Raw genomic sequence first — 19,321 nt, 5'->3', positions numbered from 1 at the left:
ATAGTAGTCTGCTTTTATTCTGTTGAAAAATGACATTTAAACACGTTTACCAATACTCAACAGTATTCACGACTATATCTATATAGCTGTCATAAGCCTTACTGGTTGTTGAATATGTTGATGATGCTTTATCAACAAAAGAACTGTATGGATAAATCCGTGTGCTTAGCCATTATAGAACAATTATTCTTATTTGATTATTTTTTAATCAGTCACTTTTGTTCCACGTGAAACAAAAGTGACTTGTACAAGTGGATATTATGTTATTGCTTATCCCAGAATTTACGGAACTCTTTACTCATCTCTATAACGTATTTTTTAGCTTTACGTGAAACAGGGGTTAAGTTAATAAATCCGTGGGTTTGATCTTCATAATCCTGATAATGAACCTTTACGCCATTTTGACGTAACTTATAAGCATAGATTTTACCTTCATCATGCAAAAGATCATGTCCAGCCGTTACTACAAATGCAGGGGCAAGTTTCTTTAGCTGGCCATTGGTCGGTGAAATGATTGGATCATCCAATGCCATATTAAAACGTGTCGCATAATAGTCGGTCACATAATCAATATCTGAGCCTGTCAACACCAAGCCATCTTTATAAGCAAAGAAAGATGGATGTCGACTCTTAAAATCAACAGCAGGATAAATCAAGAACTGGGCTTGAGGTGCAAACACTGTATTGACTGTGCGTTGTGCAACAACAGCGCTAATATTTCCGCCCGCGCTATCTCCTGCAACCGCAATCCGGTTTTTGAGAATTTTAAATTGACGGCGATTTTGATACACCCAAGCCAAAGCATCTTCACAAGATTGAATTAAGTCACGTGGGCTAACCTCAGGTGCGAGTGGATATTCAATACTTAAAACCTGAACTTTTGCATGAGCAGCAATTAAGCGACACACTTCATCATGGGTGTCTACACTACCCACCACAAAACCACCGCCATGATAAAATACAATCATTGGCAATTTTTTATTTGGTGCAGGATGGTAATGGCGTGCATAGACGCTGCCACTTTGTAGCGGAAGACGAATATCTTCAACAAATTGGATATGGGTCGGTTTGTTTATAATAGATTGCATTTGTGATTCAAATTGCTTTCTAGAGCGCTCTACATCTGCGCCAATAAAACCCACTTTACCCTGTTTAAGTTGAGCTGCCATCAAACATTTGGTGAAACTATCCAATTGAGGAAACTGGTACGGGTAACCCAATAACTTGGTTAATGACTCTTGAGCGAATGTAGGCAAACGATCTAAAGCCCTACCTGCCGAACCCTGCCCTTTTTCGACTAAATCATGAATACTACGTTGAAAAGCAACCATTACGATTCTTCCTTAAATGTTCAAATTCTTCATATTGTCTACATGATCAGGTATCGACTGACTATAATCTTATACAAGTCTCATCATCGATATACAAATATAATTTTTAAATACGCTAATCTGAGTTAAATGACTTGTCATTGACTATTTTGCTATATCTGAATTTTTTTTTGCTATTTTGCTTGTTAAATGGAGACAACTTATGGCTATAAAAGCATTAATTGTTTCATTCATAACATCTATTATTGCTGTTGGTTGTGTTGCATTTCCTGAAGATGGTTATGACTCTCGCGGCTATGGGCAACCCGTATATCGAGATTATGGCTATGGACAACGCTATGATCCAAGATATGACCGAAACAATGATCGCCAACGTTGGGAACGCGAGCGAGCTTATCGTTTACAACAAATGCGCATTGAACAAGAACGGCGCCAAAAGAACTGGGATAAACAACGTTGGCAATATGAACAAGCCAAACGTGATCAAATGAAAAAGCAGCAATGGGAACAACATAGAAAAGATTGGAACAATAAATCAAATCGTGGCCATCGCTGGGACAATAGACCTGATCAAAAACAGTGGCAACAGCGTGATCGTCAAAATCAACAACAGCAACGTGATAAAAGACGTGATGAGCGTAAAAACAGAGATCAAAACCAAGATTAATCTTCAAGAATTTGGGGCTAACCCAGATTCTTTTGTCTTTTTAGCAAACAATTTATTCATTTATAAAAGCAAAAGTAATGATTTTCCTCAGTAATTAATAGCTTCTGACATTTCTTCTTTGCTGAGGAAATTTTGTCATTTGGGTCATTGCGAACCGACTCATTTCAAGTAATGATTTCAATAACATCAATTCATCATTGAACTCGAACAATTGATTTGGAAAATCGATTGTTCAGAATAGATCATGTTGGGTTTAGCAATAAACGATTTTCTAAACTAGATACATTTTTGATGTCACAAAGTTCTATTGGTCGAAGCTCTTCGATTCAATTGAACATGAATAATATTGATCATGGAAAGGAAAAAAATAATGAAATGGTCTAATGCTCTCATTGCTGCTGCGGGTCTTTTGCTTGCAACATCTGCCACTCAAGCAAAACAAGTCATGTGTGTATTTGATTTAGTAGGCAAAAATGGTGATGTGTTTACCTTAATGAAAGATTATCAACTTGCAGCGAAAAACTGGGGTGCGGATCTGGAATTAAAAGTGAATTCAAATGAATCTGTTATTGCAGAAGATTTTAAAGCGGGTAAATGTGATGCTGTCAGTATCACAGGTATGCGTGGCCGCCAATTTAATAGTTTCACCGGTTCTTTAGATGCAATTGGTGCGATTCCAGATCTCAATCTCGCGGTAAAAGTCATGCAAGGCTTAGCAAATCCAAACTTTGCAAAATACATGACCAACGGAAAATATGAAGTTGTTGGTGTTATTCCAGTAGGTGATGCTTTCTTGATGGTCAATGACCGCAATATCAATACCGTTGCAAAAGCAGCAGGTAAAAAAATTGCGGTACTCGACTATGACCAAGCACAAAAAATTATGGTTCAACAAATTGGTGCTCAAGCAGTTGCCGCGGATGTTACAAATTTTGGCAGTAAATTCAATAATGGTCAGGTTGATATTATTGGTGCACCTGCAGCGGTATTTAAACCTTTAGAGCTGCATAAGGGTTTAGGAACCAAAGGCGCTATTGTGAATTACCCACTGCTACAAGTCACAGGTAATATCATCATTCGTCCAGATAAATTCCCTGCTGGCTATGGTCAAAAATCTCGTGATTGGATTAAAACGCAATTGCCTCGTGCAAACACTATCATTGGAAAAATGAAAGCAGATATTCCGGCGAAATACTGGATGCAAGTTCCAGATGGTGATAAGCCTGGTTATCAAAAACTCATGCGTGAATCGCGTATCAGCTTGACCAAACAAGGCGTTTATAACAAACAAATGATGAAAATCCTTTGGCAATTCCGTTGTAAAAACGATCCGAAAAACTTTGAATGTGCGCTACAAGATGAGAACTACAAATAATTCTAGATTAAATCCGATAAATTTAGTCTGAATTTACTTTAAAGTTCACTCACTGACCATATATTGAGTATGTTATACTGAATATATGGTCTTTTCATTTAAGCCATTTGAAATCTGAGGAACAATATCATGACCGCCCAAGCACTTGAGCTGACTGACAATGCTGCAAATAAAGTTCGCCAACTTCGTGATAGCGAAGGTAATCAAGATCTGATGTTACGTGTCTATGTAACGGGTGGCGGCTGTTCAGGATTTTCTTATGGTTTTAACTTTGCCGAAAGTATGAATGAAGATGATGCTGAATTTATAAATGGTGATGTAAAAATGTTGGTTGACTCGTTGAGTTATCAATATCTCGTCGGTTCTAAAGTTGACTATATTGAAGGCTTAGAAGGCTCACGTTTTATTGTAGAAAACCCGAATGCAACAACAACTTGCGGTTGCGGTTCATCATTCTCCATTTAATTCAAAGCATATTTTGAATCAAATCATGCCCTCTTCTTATGAGGGCATTTTTATGGTTGAGACATCAAGCTTAAATCGTTTCTAAAATATGTTGGCTCAATTGTTTTGCATTCTGCACTGGAATCCAATGCGTCGCATCCATCACAATTTCTTTATAAGCTGCTTTTACATAATGATGATTTAAGGCAACGCTTTTAGAACCGATCGCCGAGTCATGTTTGCCCCAAATAAATAAAGTCGGCACACAAACTGGTTGGGTTAAATTTTTATTTGAACTAAATGGAAGTCCCCGATACCAATTTAATGCAGAACTTAGACGCTTTTCCACCACGATGTCTTGTTGGAAATCTTCGAGTTGTTTTGCGGTCATTCCTGAATCTTTTAATAAACCTAGACCCAACTTCGGTAATTTCTCAAATAATAATTCTGGAATTTTAGGTAACTGGAATAAACCAATATAGTAAGATTTTAACAATTGATTACTGCTGAACATCGAACGCATAAATGCTGCTTTATGCGGCACAGAAATCGTAATCAAATGTTTTATTTTTTCAGGATAGCGTTGAGCAACATCCCAAGCCACTACAGCCCCCCAATCATGTCCAACTAAATAAACCTGTTGTTGAATCATATCGATTAAAGCATTTACATCTTCAACCAAAGCAGAACTTCTATAATCACGGCGGTTTTGCGGTTGTGCACCTAAACTATAACCACGTTGATTGACAGCAAAAGTACGATAACCGTTTTGATTCAAGATCTCTGCAGTTTCTTGCCAGCTTTTATTGGTTTCAGGAAAACCATGTAACAAGACAAAAGGCTGCCCATCCAAAGGACCCGAATCTATCACATCAAAGCTAAAACCCTCTCTTTGAAATGATTCTATGCGCTGTTTCTGTATCGCTAAGTTCATTGTGATCTCAGTTTTAATTTTTATTGATAGTGGAAGCTTATGCGCTATTTTTTAACAGCAGTAAAGGACAATCTCAGCGCTAAACAGGTCGATCATTGTTCTACAAAATATCTCACACTGCTATACCGCACTTGTTCTTGTGTAAATATTGATTACTAAGGTGTATCACTCACCTTAGCAATCATTTTATTTTTAAACTGCCGTAATCGTGCCTAAGATACGATAGCCTTTTGCCCCCGTAACAGCAGGTAGGTTGCCACTTAACTGTTGGTCAAAACGCATGGCGAGCCATGCAAATGCAGTTGCCTCTACCCATGTCGGTGCTAAGCCCAATGCAGAAGTCGATTGTACAGACCAATTGTGCTTACGTAGACGCCAACGGAGTTGTTCAAGTAGATGTGAGTTATAAGCACCTCCACCGCAAACATAGACCTCACCCGTATCTAGAGGCGAACGATAAATGGCTTTCTTGATGGCACGTGTCGTGAGTTTCATCAACGTTGCCTGAATATTTTCAGGGGTATCTTCTAATTCATCATATTCTAAATCATTGCGCCAATCTAAAATCTGCTCATCTAACCATTCCAAGTTAAAGTCTTCACGCCCTGTACTTTTTGGAGGTTCTTTAGAGAAGTATTCATTTGCTTGAAGGCGATCTAACAATGAACGTATCGGTTGACCATAAGCTGCCCAATTGCCATTTTCGTCATAAGGTTGCCCAGTATAACGATGACACCATGCATCCATAAGAATATTGGCAGGACCTGTATCAAAACCATAAACATTCTGCTCATCACCAGCAGGCAGCATGCTGACATTGGCAATCCCCCCTAAATTGAGAATCACTCGATGAATGGTTGAATGTTGGAATAAAGCTTGATGAAACGCTGGAACTAGAGGAGCACCCTGCCCACCTGCCGCCATATCACGACGACGAAAATCTGAAATCACAGGAATTTGAGTAATTTCCGTAATAATATTTGGATCACCAATTTGTAAAGTAAACGCGTGTTCTGGGCGATGCCGAATAGTTTGTCCATGACAACCAATCGCTTTAATTTGGCTTTTATCTAAATTATTTTCTTGTATAAGTTGGTTAATGCCATTGCCAATCATGGTTGCAAGAGCGACATCCGCCTTACCCATTCGATCGATTTCATTATCATCAGGTAAGGTCAATGCCATCAATTCATCGCGTAAATGAGGATCAAAAGCGACTGTAAGCGTGGCATGGATATGTAAAGGATCAAATGAAGCAGCAACAAAATCGACGCCATCCATGCTGGTTCCAGTCATTACGCCAATATAGATTGTTGTCATGAGATATTCTTCGCCTGCATTATGCTGAAAAAATGTTAGTATATCGCACAAATAGTCTAACTGAAGTATTTGGGTTTTTGTAATGTCAAATTTCCTGCCGGCTGAAGAACAACTTGCCCTCATTCGCCGAGGCACTCACGAAATTATTTCTGAAGAAGATCTTCTGAAGAAACTAAAAGAAAATCGTCCTTTAAAAATTAAAGCAGGATTTGATCCAACTGCCCCAGATTTACATTTGGGTCATACTGTTTTAATTAACAAATTAAAAGCGTTTCAAGATCTTGGTCATGATGTCACATTCTTGATTGGTGATTATACCGCCATGATTGGTGACCCAACAGGTAAGAGTGCGACTCGTCCACCGCTATCGCGTGAACAAGTTTTAGAAAATGCCAAAACATATCAAGAACAAGTGTTTAAAATTCTTGATCCAAATAAAACCAAAGTTCGTTTTAACTCTGAGTGGTTTGCAACAAAAACCGCTGCGGATTTGATTCAATTGGCTTCGCAGCAAACTGTTGCGCGTATGCTAGAACGTGATGACTTCACTAAACGCTATAATAGCCATCAACCGATTGCTATTCATGAGTTTTTATATCCTTTAGTTCAAGGTTACGACTCTATCGCGCTTGAAGCCGATGTTGAGCTTGGTGGTACAGACCAGACCTTTAACTTACTTATGGGACGTACTCTTCAAGGTCGTTATGATCAAGAAGCTCAAGTATGTATTACCGTACCGATCCTAGAAGGATTGGATGGCGTCAATAAAATGTCGAAGTCTTTAGGCAACTATATTGGTGTATTTGATGCCCCTGGCGCAATGTACCAAAAAGTATTGTCTATGCCTGACAGCTTGATTGAACGCTATTTTGAATTACTCAGCTTTAAGTCTATGGACGAAATTGACGTTCTTCTCAAAGAAATGGCTGAAGGTCGTAATCCTCAAGACATTAAGAAAATTCTTGCACTTGAGTTGGTTGAACGCTTCCATGGCGCAGAAGCTGCTGAACATGCACATAAAGGTGCGGGTAACTTAATCACAGAAGGCGAACTACCTGAAGGTACGCCTGAAGTGACTATTTCTCGTGGTGAATACAATGGAGAAATCTCGATTGTGTCTATTCTACGTGCCGCAGGTTTAACCAAGAATTCAGCACAATCTAAAGATGCTGTTTCACGTGGAGCCGTAAAAGTAGATTGGGAAGTTGTGGATGCAAACTTCACTGTGAAAGAAAACGTTACTTTGGTTATTCAGGCAAGTAAAAAAGCCATTGCAAAAGTGACCTTTACCGATTAATCCCGTCTAAGCCAATAAAACCAGAAAAGCCATCAACATTGATGGCTTTTTTATTGAATAAATTTATTCACCTGCAAGTGAACATTCAAAGTTGGTGCGATCTACCGTACAGCGTGCTTTTTTCAGTACCGACATCATCACAGGATCGTACACCCCTCTTTTTGTTAACTCAATCCGCCCTTCTCGCAATAATTTCTGATAACGGAGTGCATCATCCTTAGATACATTTAATTTATATTTTGCTGGAATTTCAGCTTCCATTTTTTCTATTTTCTTAAATGAACTTGGTAACTGCTTCACAGCCCACTCACGTGACTTAATACCAAAACCTTCTGGAAACTGCTCAGGTTTAATAATTAAATCGGCAGTCACATTCACTACGGGATAAGTAAACATTGCACCATTGCTACCTAAACCTTTATAAATTTCCAATGGTTTATAGGCATAGGCTGGTGAAGCAATCGCATCCACTTCACCATCATTAAATTTTTTCACAAAATTAAAAATATCAGAAGGAACCCCGATTGCGCCTACACGTTCAACGGCAACCTTTTGTGCAAGATCATAATGCAGATAGGCAAACTTTTTACCTTTGCCCTTTTCTAAAGTATTCATTGCGCGATCTTTAACAAAGATATAAGCAATACCAATCGGGGTAATCATTGCCAATTCATATTTGACCCCATTTTTTTCAGAAACCAATCTTTTTGCATTGCGTTTATCCAAGGCATAGTTGATCGCTCTTCTGGCAATTTCATTGTTGGGAATTCCGCCCAAAGCATCAATAGAACCACCAAATTTATTGTATTCACGTGAACGCATCGTGGTCATTGCCGCGGCATCACATTTATTGGTTTTAAAATTTTTATCCACGGCTTCTTCTGACTGATACACGGTTAAATTAATATCAGCACCCCATGCTTTGGCTGCTAAAGCCCATTCTTCCATGAGTTTATAAGATTCACCCGCTTTACCCAGTAAATCAAACACACACACATTTTGTTTTGCCTGTAGCAGAGGTGAAAAAAAAACTGAAAAAACAATCGGTAAATATCCAATTTTATTCATCATCTAACGTCCATATTTTTATAAATAGATTTATCCTTGTAGATGTAAAAGCAATCCGAGTCTTTTACTTTAACTACACATTTTTAGGTGATACTGTGATTAATTCTACATAAATTGGATATTTTGTGTTAGTTTTTTAACCAACTTTTAGATGAAATAAAAAATTCAGGACAAAATTCTGATAAAAATAAGTGGCTGAGCTGATTTGATTGAGCGGTTTTTTTATTGAGTGGTTGTAAAATTAAAATATTCTAATGATTGCTGTTGGTTTGGGAGATATACACATTTTTTTATTGAAGCATTCACAATAAAGCATTGTTTGTTTTTTTGAATTGATCTTATTTACCCAATTTATTGTGCTTTTCACTCAAGAAAAGACATTTTGTCACTTCTTTTATCAAATACATTTTTTGAACTCTACCATTTATCCTTTACTATACCGCATCCGATATTCAATAGTCAGTTTCCTATGATTCAGTTAGACCAACTTTCAATTCGCCGTGGTGGACGCATTTTATTCCAAAAAGCGTCTATGCAACTTCATCCTGGTTGGAAAATTGGTTTAACAGGTGTAAATGGTGCGGGTAAATCCACATTGTTCTCAGCACTTTTGGGTGGAATGGAGTCAGACAGCGGTAGCTTAACCCGTCCAAATATATGGACCGTTGCCCATATGGCTCAGGAAATCATAGCCTTAGATATGAAAGCTATTGATTTTGTGTTATCTGGCGATGAAGAATATTGGCTCATCCAAGACAAACTAAACCATTCTGAAGATTTGAGTAATGATGAGTTAGCACATTTATATAGCCGTTTTGAAGAAATTCATGGCTATACAGCTGCATCTAAAGCATCTCAACTGATGGCCGGTTTAGGTTTTTTTGAGCATCAATCAGAACTCTTGGTTTCAAGTTTCTCTGGTGGGTGGCGGATGCGTTTAAATCTTGCTCGCACCCTGATGAGTCGCTCAGACTTACTATTACTTGATGAACCGACCAACCATTTAGATTTAGATGCAATTTTATGGTTAGAAGATTGGCTCAAGGCATATGAAGGCACGCTCATTTTAATTTCACATGACCGCGATTTCTTAGATGCAATCACAGATCATATTTTACATATCGAAAATCAAGTACTGACTTTATATACTGGTAACTATTCTACTTTTGAAACCACACGTGCTGAGCGATTAGCACAACAACAACAAGCGTTTGAAAAGCAACAAGAAGCTAAAGCACACTTACAAAAATTTATTGACCGTTTTAAAGCCAAAGCGACTAAAGCACGACAAGCGCAAAGCCGTATTAAACAACTTGAACGTATGCAAGAGCTTGCCCCTGCGCATGTCGATAATCCATTTACCTTTAGTTTCCGTGAACCAAGCAAAATGAGTTCACCGCTGCTCACACTCGAACATGCAGATATTGGCTATGGCGATAAATTAATTGTCACCAATGTAAATTTACAGATTACACCAAGCAGTCGTATCGGTTTACTGGGAATGAATGGTGCAGGTAAATCGACCTTAATTAAATCTTTAGTTGGTGATTTACCGCTGATTCAAGGTTTACGTAAAGATTCTGAGTTACTCAACATTGGTTATTTTGCCCAGCACCAAATGGATGCTTTAGATGGCAATGCCAGCCCGATGTTACAACTTTCTCGCATTGCTGACCCAAAGATCAGTGAAGCAGCATTACGCTCCTTTTTAGGAAGTTTTGGCTTTAGTGGTGAACGTATGGACACTCCAAGCGAAAGCTTCTCTGGCGGTGAACGTGCGCGTTTGGCTTTGGCTTTAATCGTCTGGCTACGTCCAAATGTTTTAATTCTCGACGAACCGACTAACCATTTAGATTTAGATATGCGCCATGCACTTACGATGGCTTTACAGGATTTTGAAGGTGCTGTGGTTTTAGTTTCCCATGAACGTCAGCTGATCGCTTCAGTCTGTGATGAACTTATTTTGGTTCATGCAGGTCAAAGCAAGGAATTTGACGGGGATTTACAAGATTATGCAACGTGGTTACGTCAAGCACGTATCGATATGATCAAGAATGGACAACAGCCTAGTGCACCTGTTCAATCTCAGGTGGTTGAAAAGCCAAGTATTTCAAAACTCGATAAAGAAGCACAACGTAAAGAAGCTGCTCGTCAACGTGAACTGAGCCGTCCTATTCGTAAAAATATCGAGAAAATTGAAAGCCAAATTGGAAAAATTCAACCTAGACTTGCAGAAATTGAAACATTACTTGCAGACTCAGCCCTTTATGAGGCAAACCGTAAAGATGATTTACTCAAACTCATGAATGAACAGACAGAGTTAAAAGTAAAATTAGAACAAGCTGAAGAAAAAATGCTTGAACTGATGATGGAACTAGAAACATTAGAAAGCTCTTTCGATTAAAAGGCGCTTTTAATTAAAAAGTGCTTTTAAAGACAGTAAGCCCCTCAAATTAGCTAGAAATAGGCAAATGCCTTTTCTAGCTTTTTAATAAAATATAATTAAAAATCAATAAGTTATTCAATAAAAACTATTTATTTAAAGTTTTAACCGCAATTTCATCGCCTTAACAAAATTTAAAGTTCTATACCCCTTCTCATAAATCATCAGTAATTCAATACATAGCCACGCTATGCAAACACACTCAGGTGTTGTTTCTCATTACTTTAGATTTCCCCAGATCAAAAAGAAGGCTTTTTATCACAATAATCCAATAAAAATCATAAGCTTATTTTATTCAACCTCCAAACCACATCCAACAGCCGCGTCCAAGCCTAAAAGCATCTTTAAATCGACAAAATACAATCATAACTTTTATTTATAATAGACAATTTCCACCGTGGAACATATTAGCACACCTAAATAATAGCAAAAAAGGCTTTAAAAAAGACAATTCATTTGAATTTAAAAATGTTTTTTATCAATTGCTTGTGGATAAGTTAAAATTTTAAAACAGTTCTTCTGACTCATTCTTTGAGAGCATTTTTTAATGATTTTGAAGTTTTATATGTGATTAAATCAGTCTGTATTGATCGAATTTAGGCTTAATTGCAAAGTTACCCACATACTTATCAACATTATTTTGGTTAATAATAGAACAAAATTCAAGTGCAAAATTTAACCGTTCGTCGCTTTTTATAATGAACATTCATCTAATTTTTTTTGATTTCAGCAAAATTATTTAAAATTACATAGATCATGAATTTCGAACAATTTGTAATGAAAAAGCATAACTCAGACTTAAAAAACTGATTTACTTATAAAAAGATTGTCGATGAAATGAGAGTTAAGTCGCTAATTCACAATAATTGTCAAAAAAAAAATAATAAATGGAGTAAATGCTCTATTTTTTTCAAACAAAGCTGATTAATATTGCGCTTATGGAAAAGTTCCTAAAGATGGATAAATAGATAAGGACGAAAATATGAAAAAAATTGCATTCGCTATTGCTGCAACTTCAATCGTTGGATTTAGTTCAGCATCTCAAGCTGCGACAGATGTCTGCGTATTTGACTTATTAGGTAAGTCAGGTGAATCATTTCAAATGGCACAAGAATGGGCATTATCAGCAAAAAGCTGGGGCGCTGATATCAATCTCATTCCCAAACAAGATGAGGCTGTTGCAGATAACGACTTTAAAGCAGGCAAATGCGATGGCGTATTTATGACTGCAATGCGTGCGCGTCAATACAATAAATTTGTGGGTTCAATCGACTCTATTGGTGGTGTGCCAAGTAATGCGATTGCACAAAAAGCCATTACTTTTGCCTTAGATGCACGTAATGCTGCAAAAATGACCACAACCTTGGGTGGTAAAAAATACGAAGTTGCTGGTATTGCACCACTTGGTTCAGCATTTATTTTTGTCCGTGATAAAAATATCAACTCGATTGAAAAAGCCGCTGGTAAAAAGTTTGCTGTGTTAAGCTATGACAGCGCTCAAAAAATTCTGGTACAACGTGTTGGTGCGCAAGCAGTTCCTTCAGATATCACCAACTTTGTTGCAAAATTCAACAATGGTCAAGTTGATATGGTCGGTGCACCAGCTTATGCCTACAAGCCCCTTGAAATTCAAAAAGGTTTAGGCGCAAATGGGGCAATGTTTAACTTCCCTGTATTACAAGTAACTGCTGACTTTGTCATCCGTCCTGAAAAGTTCCCTGCAGGTTTTGGTCAAAAATCTCGTGATTATTTTGTGAAAAACTTGCCAAAAAGCTTTGCTATGATTAATCGCCTAGAAGCGACTATTCCAGCAAAATACAAAATGAATTTAACCGCTGAAGATAAGCTGAAATATCAAAAATTAATGCGTGATGGCCGTTTAGAACTAACTAAACAAGGTATTTATGATGCAGGTATGATGTCTGTGTTGAAAAAGGCACGTTGTTCAGTAGATAAAGCCAACTTTGAATGTACGCTTGGTGGTGAATAATACTTTAGCTGAAATAAGCTAAAGTCTACAAAAAAACCAGCTTTAATAAGCTGGTTTTTTTTGCTTGAAATTTTTTAATAGCAGTAGTTTAGCACCATCAAAATTAAAATAGCGGATATAAAAAAGGGAATAAACCGAGGTTTATTCCCTTTTATTGATTAAAATGAGTTTAATTAAGCATCAATATCTGCATTTAATGCATTTTCTTCAATGAAAGCACGACGTGGTTCTACATCATCGCCCATTAAACATGCAAACATACGATCGGCTTCAATCGCATCATCAATGGTCACTTGCAGCATATTACGGTTTTCAGGATCCATTGTGGTTTCCCAAAGCTGTTCAGCATTCATCTCACCCAAACCTTTATAGCGTTGGATCATCATGCCGCGACGTGAATCTGTCAAAATGTGTTGCCAGACCTGATGGAAAGTCGAAACGTTGATTTTACGTTCGCCTTTTTGCAGATAAGCACCTTCTTCTAACAAGGTGAACCAGCTCTTCGAGTTTTGCAATAAACGCTTATATTCGCCCGATGCCAATAAACCCGCATCTAATAAATAGCTATGCGGTAAATTGTGCACATAAATCGTTATACGCGGGAAATAAATCGTCGTTTTAAGCCCATCAGCAGTTTCTTTATCAAACGACTCCAAGCTCAACACTGGACGTAAACTTGGTTGCGTTGTTTCAATCGCAGCACGAAGTTTCTCACCCCATTGTTGTACATAATCTTGGTCATGATTTTGATCAAGTTTAAAATGCTCAAGACTTAATAAACCATCCAGCAAGGTCGCAGGATAACGTACGGTTAAACGCTGCAAACTCTTTTGGGAGGTTTGATAATCAGCAATCACTTTCTCTAATGCTACGCCACGAATTGCAGGCGCTTCAGCATTGACACGTAATTCAAGTTCATCAATCGCATTTGAAATCAAATAAGTTTCTAAAGCATCATTGTCTTTAATGTACTGCTCTTGCTTACCTTTTTTCAGTTTATACAGTGGTGGTTGTGCAATATAAATATAACCACGTTCCACAAGTTCTGGCATTTGACGGAAGAAGAAAGTCAAAAGCAGGGTACGAATGTGTGAACCATCCACGTCAGCATCGGTCATGATAATGATTTTATGATAACGCAACTTGTCTGGGTTATATTCTTCACGACCAATACCACATCCTAATGCAGTAATCAGCGTACCCACTTCCTGAGATGAAATCATCTTATCGAAGCGTGCACGTTCCACATTCAGGATTTTACCTTTGAGCGGAAGAATGGCTTGCATTTTACGGTTACGGCCTTGTTTTGCAGAACCGCCCGCAGAGTCACCCTCGACCAAGTATAATTCTGAAAGTGCTGGATCTTTTTCCTGACAGTCTGCCAATTTACCTGGAAGACCAGCAATATCAAGCGCACTCTTACGACGTGTCATTTCACGTGCTTTACGCGCAGCATCACGCGCACGTGCAGCATCAATGATCTTGCCTGCAATAGACTTTGCAGCCTGAGGATTTTCTAATAAATACTCAGAAAAGGCTTTGTTCATTGCCTGCTCGACAGCAGGTTTAACTTCACTCGACACCAATTTTTCTTTGGTTTGTGATGAAAATTTAGGATCAGGCACTTTAACTGAAACAATTGCTGTTAAGCCTTCACGCGCATCATCACCAGTGACCGCAACTTTCTCTTTTTTGAGTAAGTTTTCATTTTCCATGTAGCTATTTAAGCCACGTGTCAACGCTGCACGGAAACCAGCTAAATGCGTTCCACCATCTTTTTGTGGAATATTGTTGGTAAAGCAACGAACATTCTCTTGATAGGTATCATTCCATTGCAAAGCAACTTCAACACCTATGCCATTTTCAGCTTGAGTGGTGAAATGGAAGATTTCATTGAGATGGGTTTTACCTTGGTTGATATATTTTACAAACTCAGATAAACCACCTTCGTAATCGAAGACATGTTCTAAAGCAACACGTTCATCACGCAGGACAATACGAACACCCGCATTCAAGAATGAAAGTTCACGTAAGCGACGTGCTAAAATATCGACATTAAAAATCGTTTGGCTAAACGTTTCAGTACTCGGCCAGAAACGAACAATAGTCCCTGTGGTTTCGACATCACCCACAATTTTTAACGGATAAACCGGATCACCATGTTTATATTCTTGTTGATGAATATGACCAGCACGATGAATCGTAAGTTCAAGTTTGCTTGAAAGTGCATTAACTACAGATACACCTACACCGTGCAAACCGCCTGAAACTTTATAGCTATTATCATCAAACTTACCACCTGCGTGCAGAATCGTAAGAATTACTTCTGCAGCAGAGACACCTTCTTCCGGGTGAATATCGGTTGGAATACCACGTCCATTATCTGCAACGCTGACTGACTCATCTTCATGAATCGTCACTAAAATTTCATCACAATGACCAGCTAAAGCTTCATCAATCGCGTTATCGACGACCTCAAATACCATATGGTGTAAGCCTGAACCATCATCAGTATCACCAATATACATACCTGGGCGTTTACGAACTGCATCTAGACCACGTAATACTTTGATACTAGAGGAATCATAAGCCTTTTCAATGGTTGGTTCTGTTTGAGAAGCTATTTGATCTTCTGAACTCATGGTTTCTCCCTAGTGAAAAATAGGTCTTTCCAAAATTGGCTAAAATCTAAAATCATGTTGCAACAACACTTACCTGACCTTGGTCAACATTGAATAACTGGTAGGAAATAGACAAATCATGTAAATGTTTTTTTACTGATTCATGGTCTAGTGTGGTAATAAAAACTTGACTACCAAGTTGGCTCAATCGCTCAATTAAACGTTGTTGTGCGCTTAAATCTAATTCTGCTGTCACATCATCTAATAATACCACAGTTTCTTTATTACAGGCATGTAACATGGCAATTTGTGATAGTTTTAAAGCCATTATCAATAACTTTTTCTGCCCTCTAGACAGTACCACATCCGCTTCGCCTAATGGGGTTTTTAATCGGATATCTGCACGATGCGGCCCATACTCGGTATAACGTCGATCAACATCTTTTTGGTGATATTGAATCAGGTCATTGGCCAAACCATGTTCCACATGGAACCCTGCACTATATTCCATTTCAATCTTTAAATCGGGTAGCAACTGCGCCAAATCTTCTTGCAAATATAGCTTCCATTGCTCAACAATCTCGACCCGTTGAGAATGCAACATTTCACCATAATCACTGAGCATTTTGTTCCACGGCTCTAAATCGAGCAAAGTTAGATTACGTTTGGTTTTAAGTAAGCTATTTCTTTGCTTTAAAGCGCGTGAATAATATTGCCACGCATGATAGAAATCTGGTTCCACGTGAAACATGAGCCAATCCAACAATTGGCGACGTGGTTTTGCCCCATGATCAATAATATCGGTACTTAATGGGTCAATCAGTTGCAAAGGTAAGATTTTGGCAAGCTGCCCTTGGGTTGCAACAGTATCACCATTGACTTTAATTAACTGCTCACCACTTTGCAGCTTTTGCATACCAATCTTTTCAGTCAAAGATTGGGCAAAAACAATGGCGTCTGATTGATTATTTTGAATGTAATTTTTCGGGATATGGGTTCGAAAAGATCGACCTGTTGCCAATAAATGAATGGCTTCTAAAATCGAAGTTTTGCCTGAACCATTTTGTCCATAAAAAACATTAAACGGTTGCAACTCATGCAGAGCAACCGTCTTCAGGTTTCGAACACGTTGTATATTTAAACGCGTAATATGCATGGCTATGATTTAAAAATAAATCAATTAAACACGCATCGGCATCACAACATAAGTTTGATTAGATTGGGTTGGATCTTGTACCAATACCGACTGATTCGCTTCCGACATGGTCATTGCGACATCATCACCATCTAAAACGCTTAATACATCTAAAATATATTGCGCATTAAACGACATTTCCATCGGCGCATTGGCATATTGAATAGCTAAATCTTCAATCGCTTCATCTTGCTCAGGGTTATTGGCACGTAATTGCAAAGAATCAGCATTAAAGTTTAAGAATACACCACGTAATTTTTCATTACTTAAAATCGCAACACGTTGTAAGGATTGCTTAAATACATCATGTGGAATATTTACAACTTTGTCACCGCCACGTGGAATCACACGACGATAATCAGGGAATTTCCCATCAATTAATTTTGTTGTGAAACGTACCGTAATATCGCCTTGTTCTTTGTCGCGGCTAGAGGTTTGAATGGTAACATTTAACAATTCACGACCAATTAACAAGGTCAGTTGCTCATCTTCGATACTTAAAAGACGTTGTAACTCACCGACTGCTTTACGTGGAACAATGGCTTGAACCAATTGTGCAGCGGTTGAAGACGCCAATGTTTCACACAGCGCTAAACGGTGCCCATCGGTAGTGACTGCGCGTAATTGATTTTCATCAATTTCCAATAATGTACCTGTCAGGTAAAAACGTACATCTTGCACAGCCATGGCAAATGAAGTTTTTTCAAATAAACGTTTTAATTCACGCTCAGTGACTTGAACTTGAGTGCCTTGGCTATTTTCATTGGTTAACAATGGATAATCTTCAGCAGGTAAGGTTCCTAAAACAAAGCGGCTGTTTCCAGATTTTAAAATACAGCGTTGATCTTCAGTGATCTGCAAATCAATCAAAGCTGCTGCTGGTAAAGATTTACAAATATCGACCAACTTACGTGCAGGAACTGTAGTTTCCCCTGCTTGTAAACATGCACCTTCAGCTAGAGTTGTACTTGCCACAAGCTCCACTTCCAAATCCGATCCTGTAATCGTAAGGGCTTGATTTGTAGCTTGAATTTTCACGTTTGAAAGAATGTTTAAAGTATGGCGACGTTCAACTGCTCCAACCACATGGGACAAAACATTAAGTAAGCTCTCTTTCGCGATTTTCAAACGCACGGTGGAATTCCTCTAACTAAATATGACAAAAATGTGGGTAATAAATTTTTTTTAATGACGTACTATGCGGCAGTTTATGCCGCATTGCAAGCGCATAATTTGTACAAATTTTAACTTTGTAACAGGCGCATGAGGTTTTTATAATCCTCATTAAAAATTGGATCTTCATCGCGTAAACTTTGCACTTTTTCACAGGCATGCATGACCGTACTGTGGTCACGACCGCCAAAAGCCATCCCAATTTCAGGGAAACTGTCTCCAGTAAGCTCACGCGCAAGCCCCATCGCCAACTGACGTGGTCGTGCGTAAATACGTGTGCGTTTTGGCCCCACCAATTCTTTCAATGGAATACGGAAGTATTCACTCACTACGCGTTGAATATTTTCAGTACTGATGGTACGGGCACGAATCGCCAAAACATCTTTCAATGATTCACGAACCACTTCTAGATCAATTGCAGACCCCTTAAAGCGTGAGATTGCCACAACTTTGTTTAAAGCGCCTTCAAGCTCTCGCACATTGGCAACAACCTGTTGTGCAATAAATAAAGCGCAATTTCGAGGCAGATCGATGCCACTGCTTTCGGCTTTTTTCAGCAAAATTTCGATACGTGTTTCAATATCTGGTGGTTCAACCCCAACCGATAGTCCCCATGAAAAACGCGAGACTAAACGCGGATCCAATTCAGTTAATTCTTTTGGATAACGGTCAGAGGTCAAAATAATTTGTTTAGATTCATCCAATAAAGCATTGAATGTATAGAAAAATTCAACAAGACTGGCTTCTTTACCTGCCAACAAATGAATATCATCAACCAACAATAAATCTAAAGAACGGCAATTCTTTTTAAATTCTTCAACCTTGCCTTTTTGCAAAGAGCTGACAAAGTCTTGGACAAAGCTTTCCGCAGTCATATACATCACACGCGCATTTGGCTTTGCCTGTAATAATGCATTCCCAACCGCTTGCATTAAATGCGTTTTACCTAAACCTGTAGGGCCGTATAAAAAGAGTGGATTATGTTGAGATTCACCGAGTTGTGTTAAAACTTTGCGGCAAGTTTCAGCCGCCATTTGGTTTGAACGACCTTCAACAAATAAAGCAAAGTTAAATAATGGGTTAAGTTGACGTTTCTTGACATTTTTTGCAGAAACAACTTCATATTCTTTGTCTTTTTTGGCTTTGACATGCTGTGTAGGCATCGGAGAACTTTCAAGCGCTGCCGTTGTGGTAGCAGGCTGTTCAGCAGCAGAAAGAATTGCACCAGGACGCGAGTCGACTAAAATTTCGACTTTGCGAATACGACCTTCAGATAATTGTTCTGCCAAAATAGAAATCAGTTCTAAATGATGTTCTTGAATGTAGCGAGTCCAATATGGATTGGGTGCATACAGTTTTAAAGTATCTTCGACTTCTTCTGCAACCAAAGGACGAATCCACATGGCAAAGACATTATCAGAGAGCTCTTGTCGCAAGCGAGTTAAGCAGTCCGTCCAAAGCAT

The 19,321-nt window shown here is 38.4% G+C and carries 14 protein-coding genes; 6 read left to right on the top strand and 8 right to left on the bottom strand.

What is annotated here, in order from left to right; all coding sequences use genetic code 11:
* Positions 1 to 263: 263 nt before the first annotated feature.
* Entirely contained in the window at positions 264 to 1,331 is a 1,068-nt protein-coding gene (locus AC07U8_RS00070) for an alpha/beta hydrolase (protein ID WP_419336936.1), read from the bottom strand.
* Between the two features lie 202 nt (positions 1,332 to 1,533).
* On the opposite strand from AC07U8_RS00070, the gene AC07U8_RS00065 reads away from it, so the two are divergent.
* From AC07U8_RS00065 to erpA, 3 genes are all read left to right on the top strand, one after another.
* Complete coding sequence (locus AC07U8_RS00065; RefSeq protein ID WP_494737082.1) at positions 1,534 to 1,998, top strand: hypothetical protein; 465 nt, start codon at positions 1,534 to 1,536, stop codon at positions 1,996 to 1,998.
* A 370-nt stretch (positions 1,999 to 2,368) separates the two neighbouring features.
* Positions 2,369 to 3,373, top strand: a complete 1,005-nt coding sequence (locus AC07U8_RS00060) for a putative solute-binding protein (RefSeq protein WP_262084739.1) — start codon at positions 2,369 to 2,371, stop codon at positions 3,371 to 3,373.
* A gap of 129 nt (positions 3,374 to 3,502) precedes the next feature.
* A complete protein-coding gene (gene erpA / locus AC07U8_RS00055; RefSeq protein ID WP_004718915.1) occupies positions 3,503 to 3,838 on the top strand; it encodes an iron-sulfur cluster insertion protein ErpA in 336 nt (111 codons plus the stop codon).
* Between the two features lie 70 nt (positions 3,839 to 3,908).
* On the opposite strand, the gene AC07U8_RS00050 is transcribed toward erpA, so the two are convergent.
* On the bottom strand, positions 3,909 to 4,751 hold the full coding sequence (locus AC07U8_RS00050; RefSeq protein WP_004818192.1) for an alpha/beta fold hydrolase: 843 nt from the start codon (positions 4,749 to 4,751) through the stop codon (positions 3,909 to 3,911).
* A gap of 192 nt (positions 4,752 to 4,943) precedes the next feature.
* A complete protein-coding gene (locus AC07U8_RS00045; protein WP_494737081.1) occupies positions 4,944 to 6,071 on the bottom strand; it encodes an anhydro-N-acetylmuramic acid kinase in 1,128 nt (375 codons plus the stop codon).
* Positions 6,072 to 6,153: 82 nt separating this feature from the next.
* Here AC07U8_RS00045 and tyrS point away from each other — a divergent pair, with 82 nt between their 5' ends.
* The gene (gene tyrS, locus AC07U8_RS00040; RefSeq protein ID WP_004718921.1) at positions 6,154 to 7,368 is read left to right on the top strand and encodes a tyrosine--tRNA ligase; all 1,215 of its coding nucleotides are present in this window, start codon (positions 6,154 to 6,156) and stop codon (positions 7,366 to 7,368) included.
* Positions 7,369 to 7,431: 63 nt separating this feature from the next.
* Here tyrS and AC07U8_RS00035 read toward each other — a convergent pair whose 3' ends face one another.
* Complete coding sequence (locus AC07U8_RS00035) at positions 7,432 to 8,436, bottom strand: putative solute-binding protein (protein WP_004718922.1); 1,005 nt, start codon at positions 8,434 to 8,436, stop codon at positions 7,432 to 7,434.
* Between the two features lie 469 nt (positions 8,437 to 8,905).
* Between AC07U8_RS00035 and AC07U8_RS00030 the strand changes: the two genes are divergently transcribed.
* Positions 8,906 to 10,840 carry an ATP-binding cassette domain-containing protein gene (locus tag AC07U8_RS00030; protein WP_494737080.1) on the top strand — a complete coding sequence of 645 codons (1,935 nt, stop codon included), beginning with the start codon at positions 8,906 to 8,908 and terminating at the stop codon, positions 10,838 to 10,840.
* 1,021 nt (positions 10,841 to 11,861) lie between these two features.
* Positions 11,862 to 12,869, top strand: a complete 1,008-nt coding sequence (locus AC07U8_RS00025; RefSeq protein ID WP_004718925.1) for a putative solute-binding protein — start codon at positions 11,862 to 11,864, stop codon at positions 12,867 to 12,869.
* A 173-nt stretch (positions 12,870 to 13,042) separates the two neighbouring features.
* On the opposite strand, the gene gyrB is transcribed toward AC07U8_RS00025, so the two are convergent.
* The 4 genes from gyrB to dnaA form a co-directional block, all read right to left on the bottom strand.
* A complete protein-coding gene (gene gyrB / locus AC07U8_RS00020; protein WP_034613335.1) occupies positions 13,043 to 15,511 on the bottom strand; it encodes a DNA topoisomerase (ATP-hydrolyzing) subunit B in 2,469 nt (822 codons plus the stop codon).
* Between the two features lie 52 nt (positions 15,512 to 15,563).
* A complete protein-coding gene (gene recF / locus AC07U8_RS00015) occupies positions 15,564 to 16,646 on the bottom strand; it encodes a DNA replication/repair protein RecF (protein WP_004718931.1) in 1,083 nt (360 codons plus the stop codon).
* A 24-nt stretch (positions 16,647 to 16,670) separates the two neighbouring features.
* Positions 16,671 to 17,819 (bottom strand): DNA polymerase III subunit beta, encoded by a 1,149-nt coding sequence (dnaN, locus tag AC07U8_RS00010; RefSeq protein ID WP_004718933.1) that lies wholly within the window; start codon positions 17,817 to 17,819, stop codon positions 16,671 to 16,673.
* A gap of 110 nt (positions 17,820 to 17,929) precedes the next feature.
* On the bottom strand, positions 17,930 to 19,321 hold a 1,392-nt coding region (gene dnaA, locus AC07U8_RS00005), incomplete at its 5' end, for a chromosomal replication initiator protein DnaA (protein ID WP_004818188.1).

It is taken from the genome of Acinetobacter sp. GW821-FHT01E09, assembly GCF_059422385.1.
This window is presented reverse-complemented; position numbering and strand designations above follow the sequence as displayed.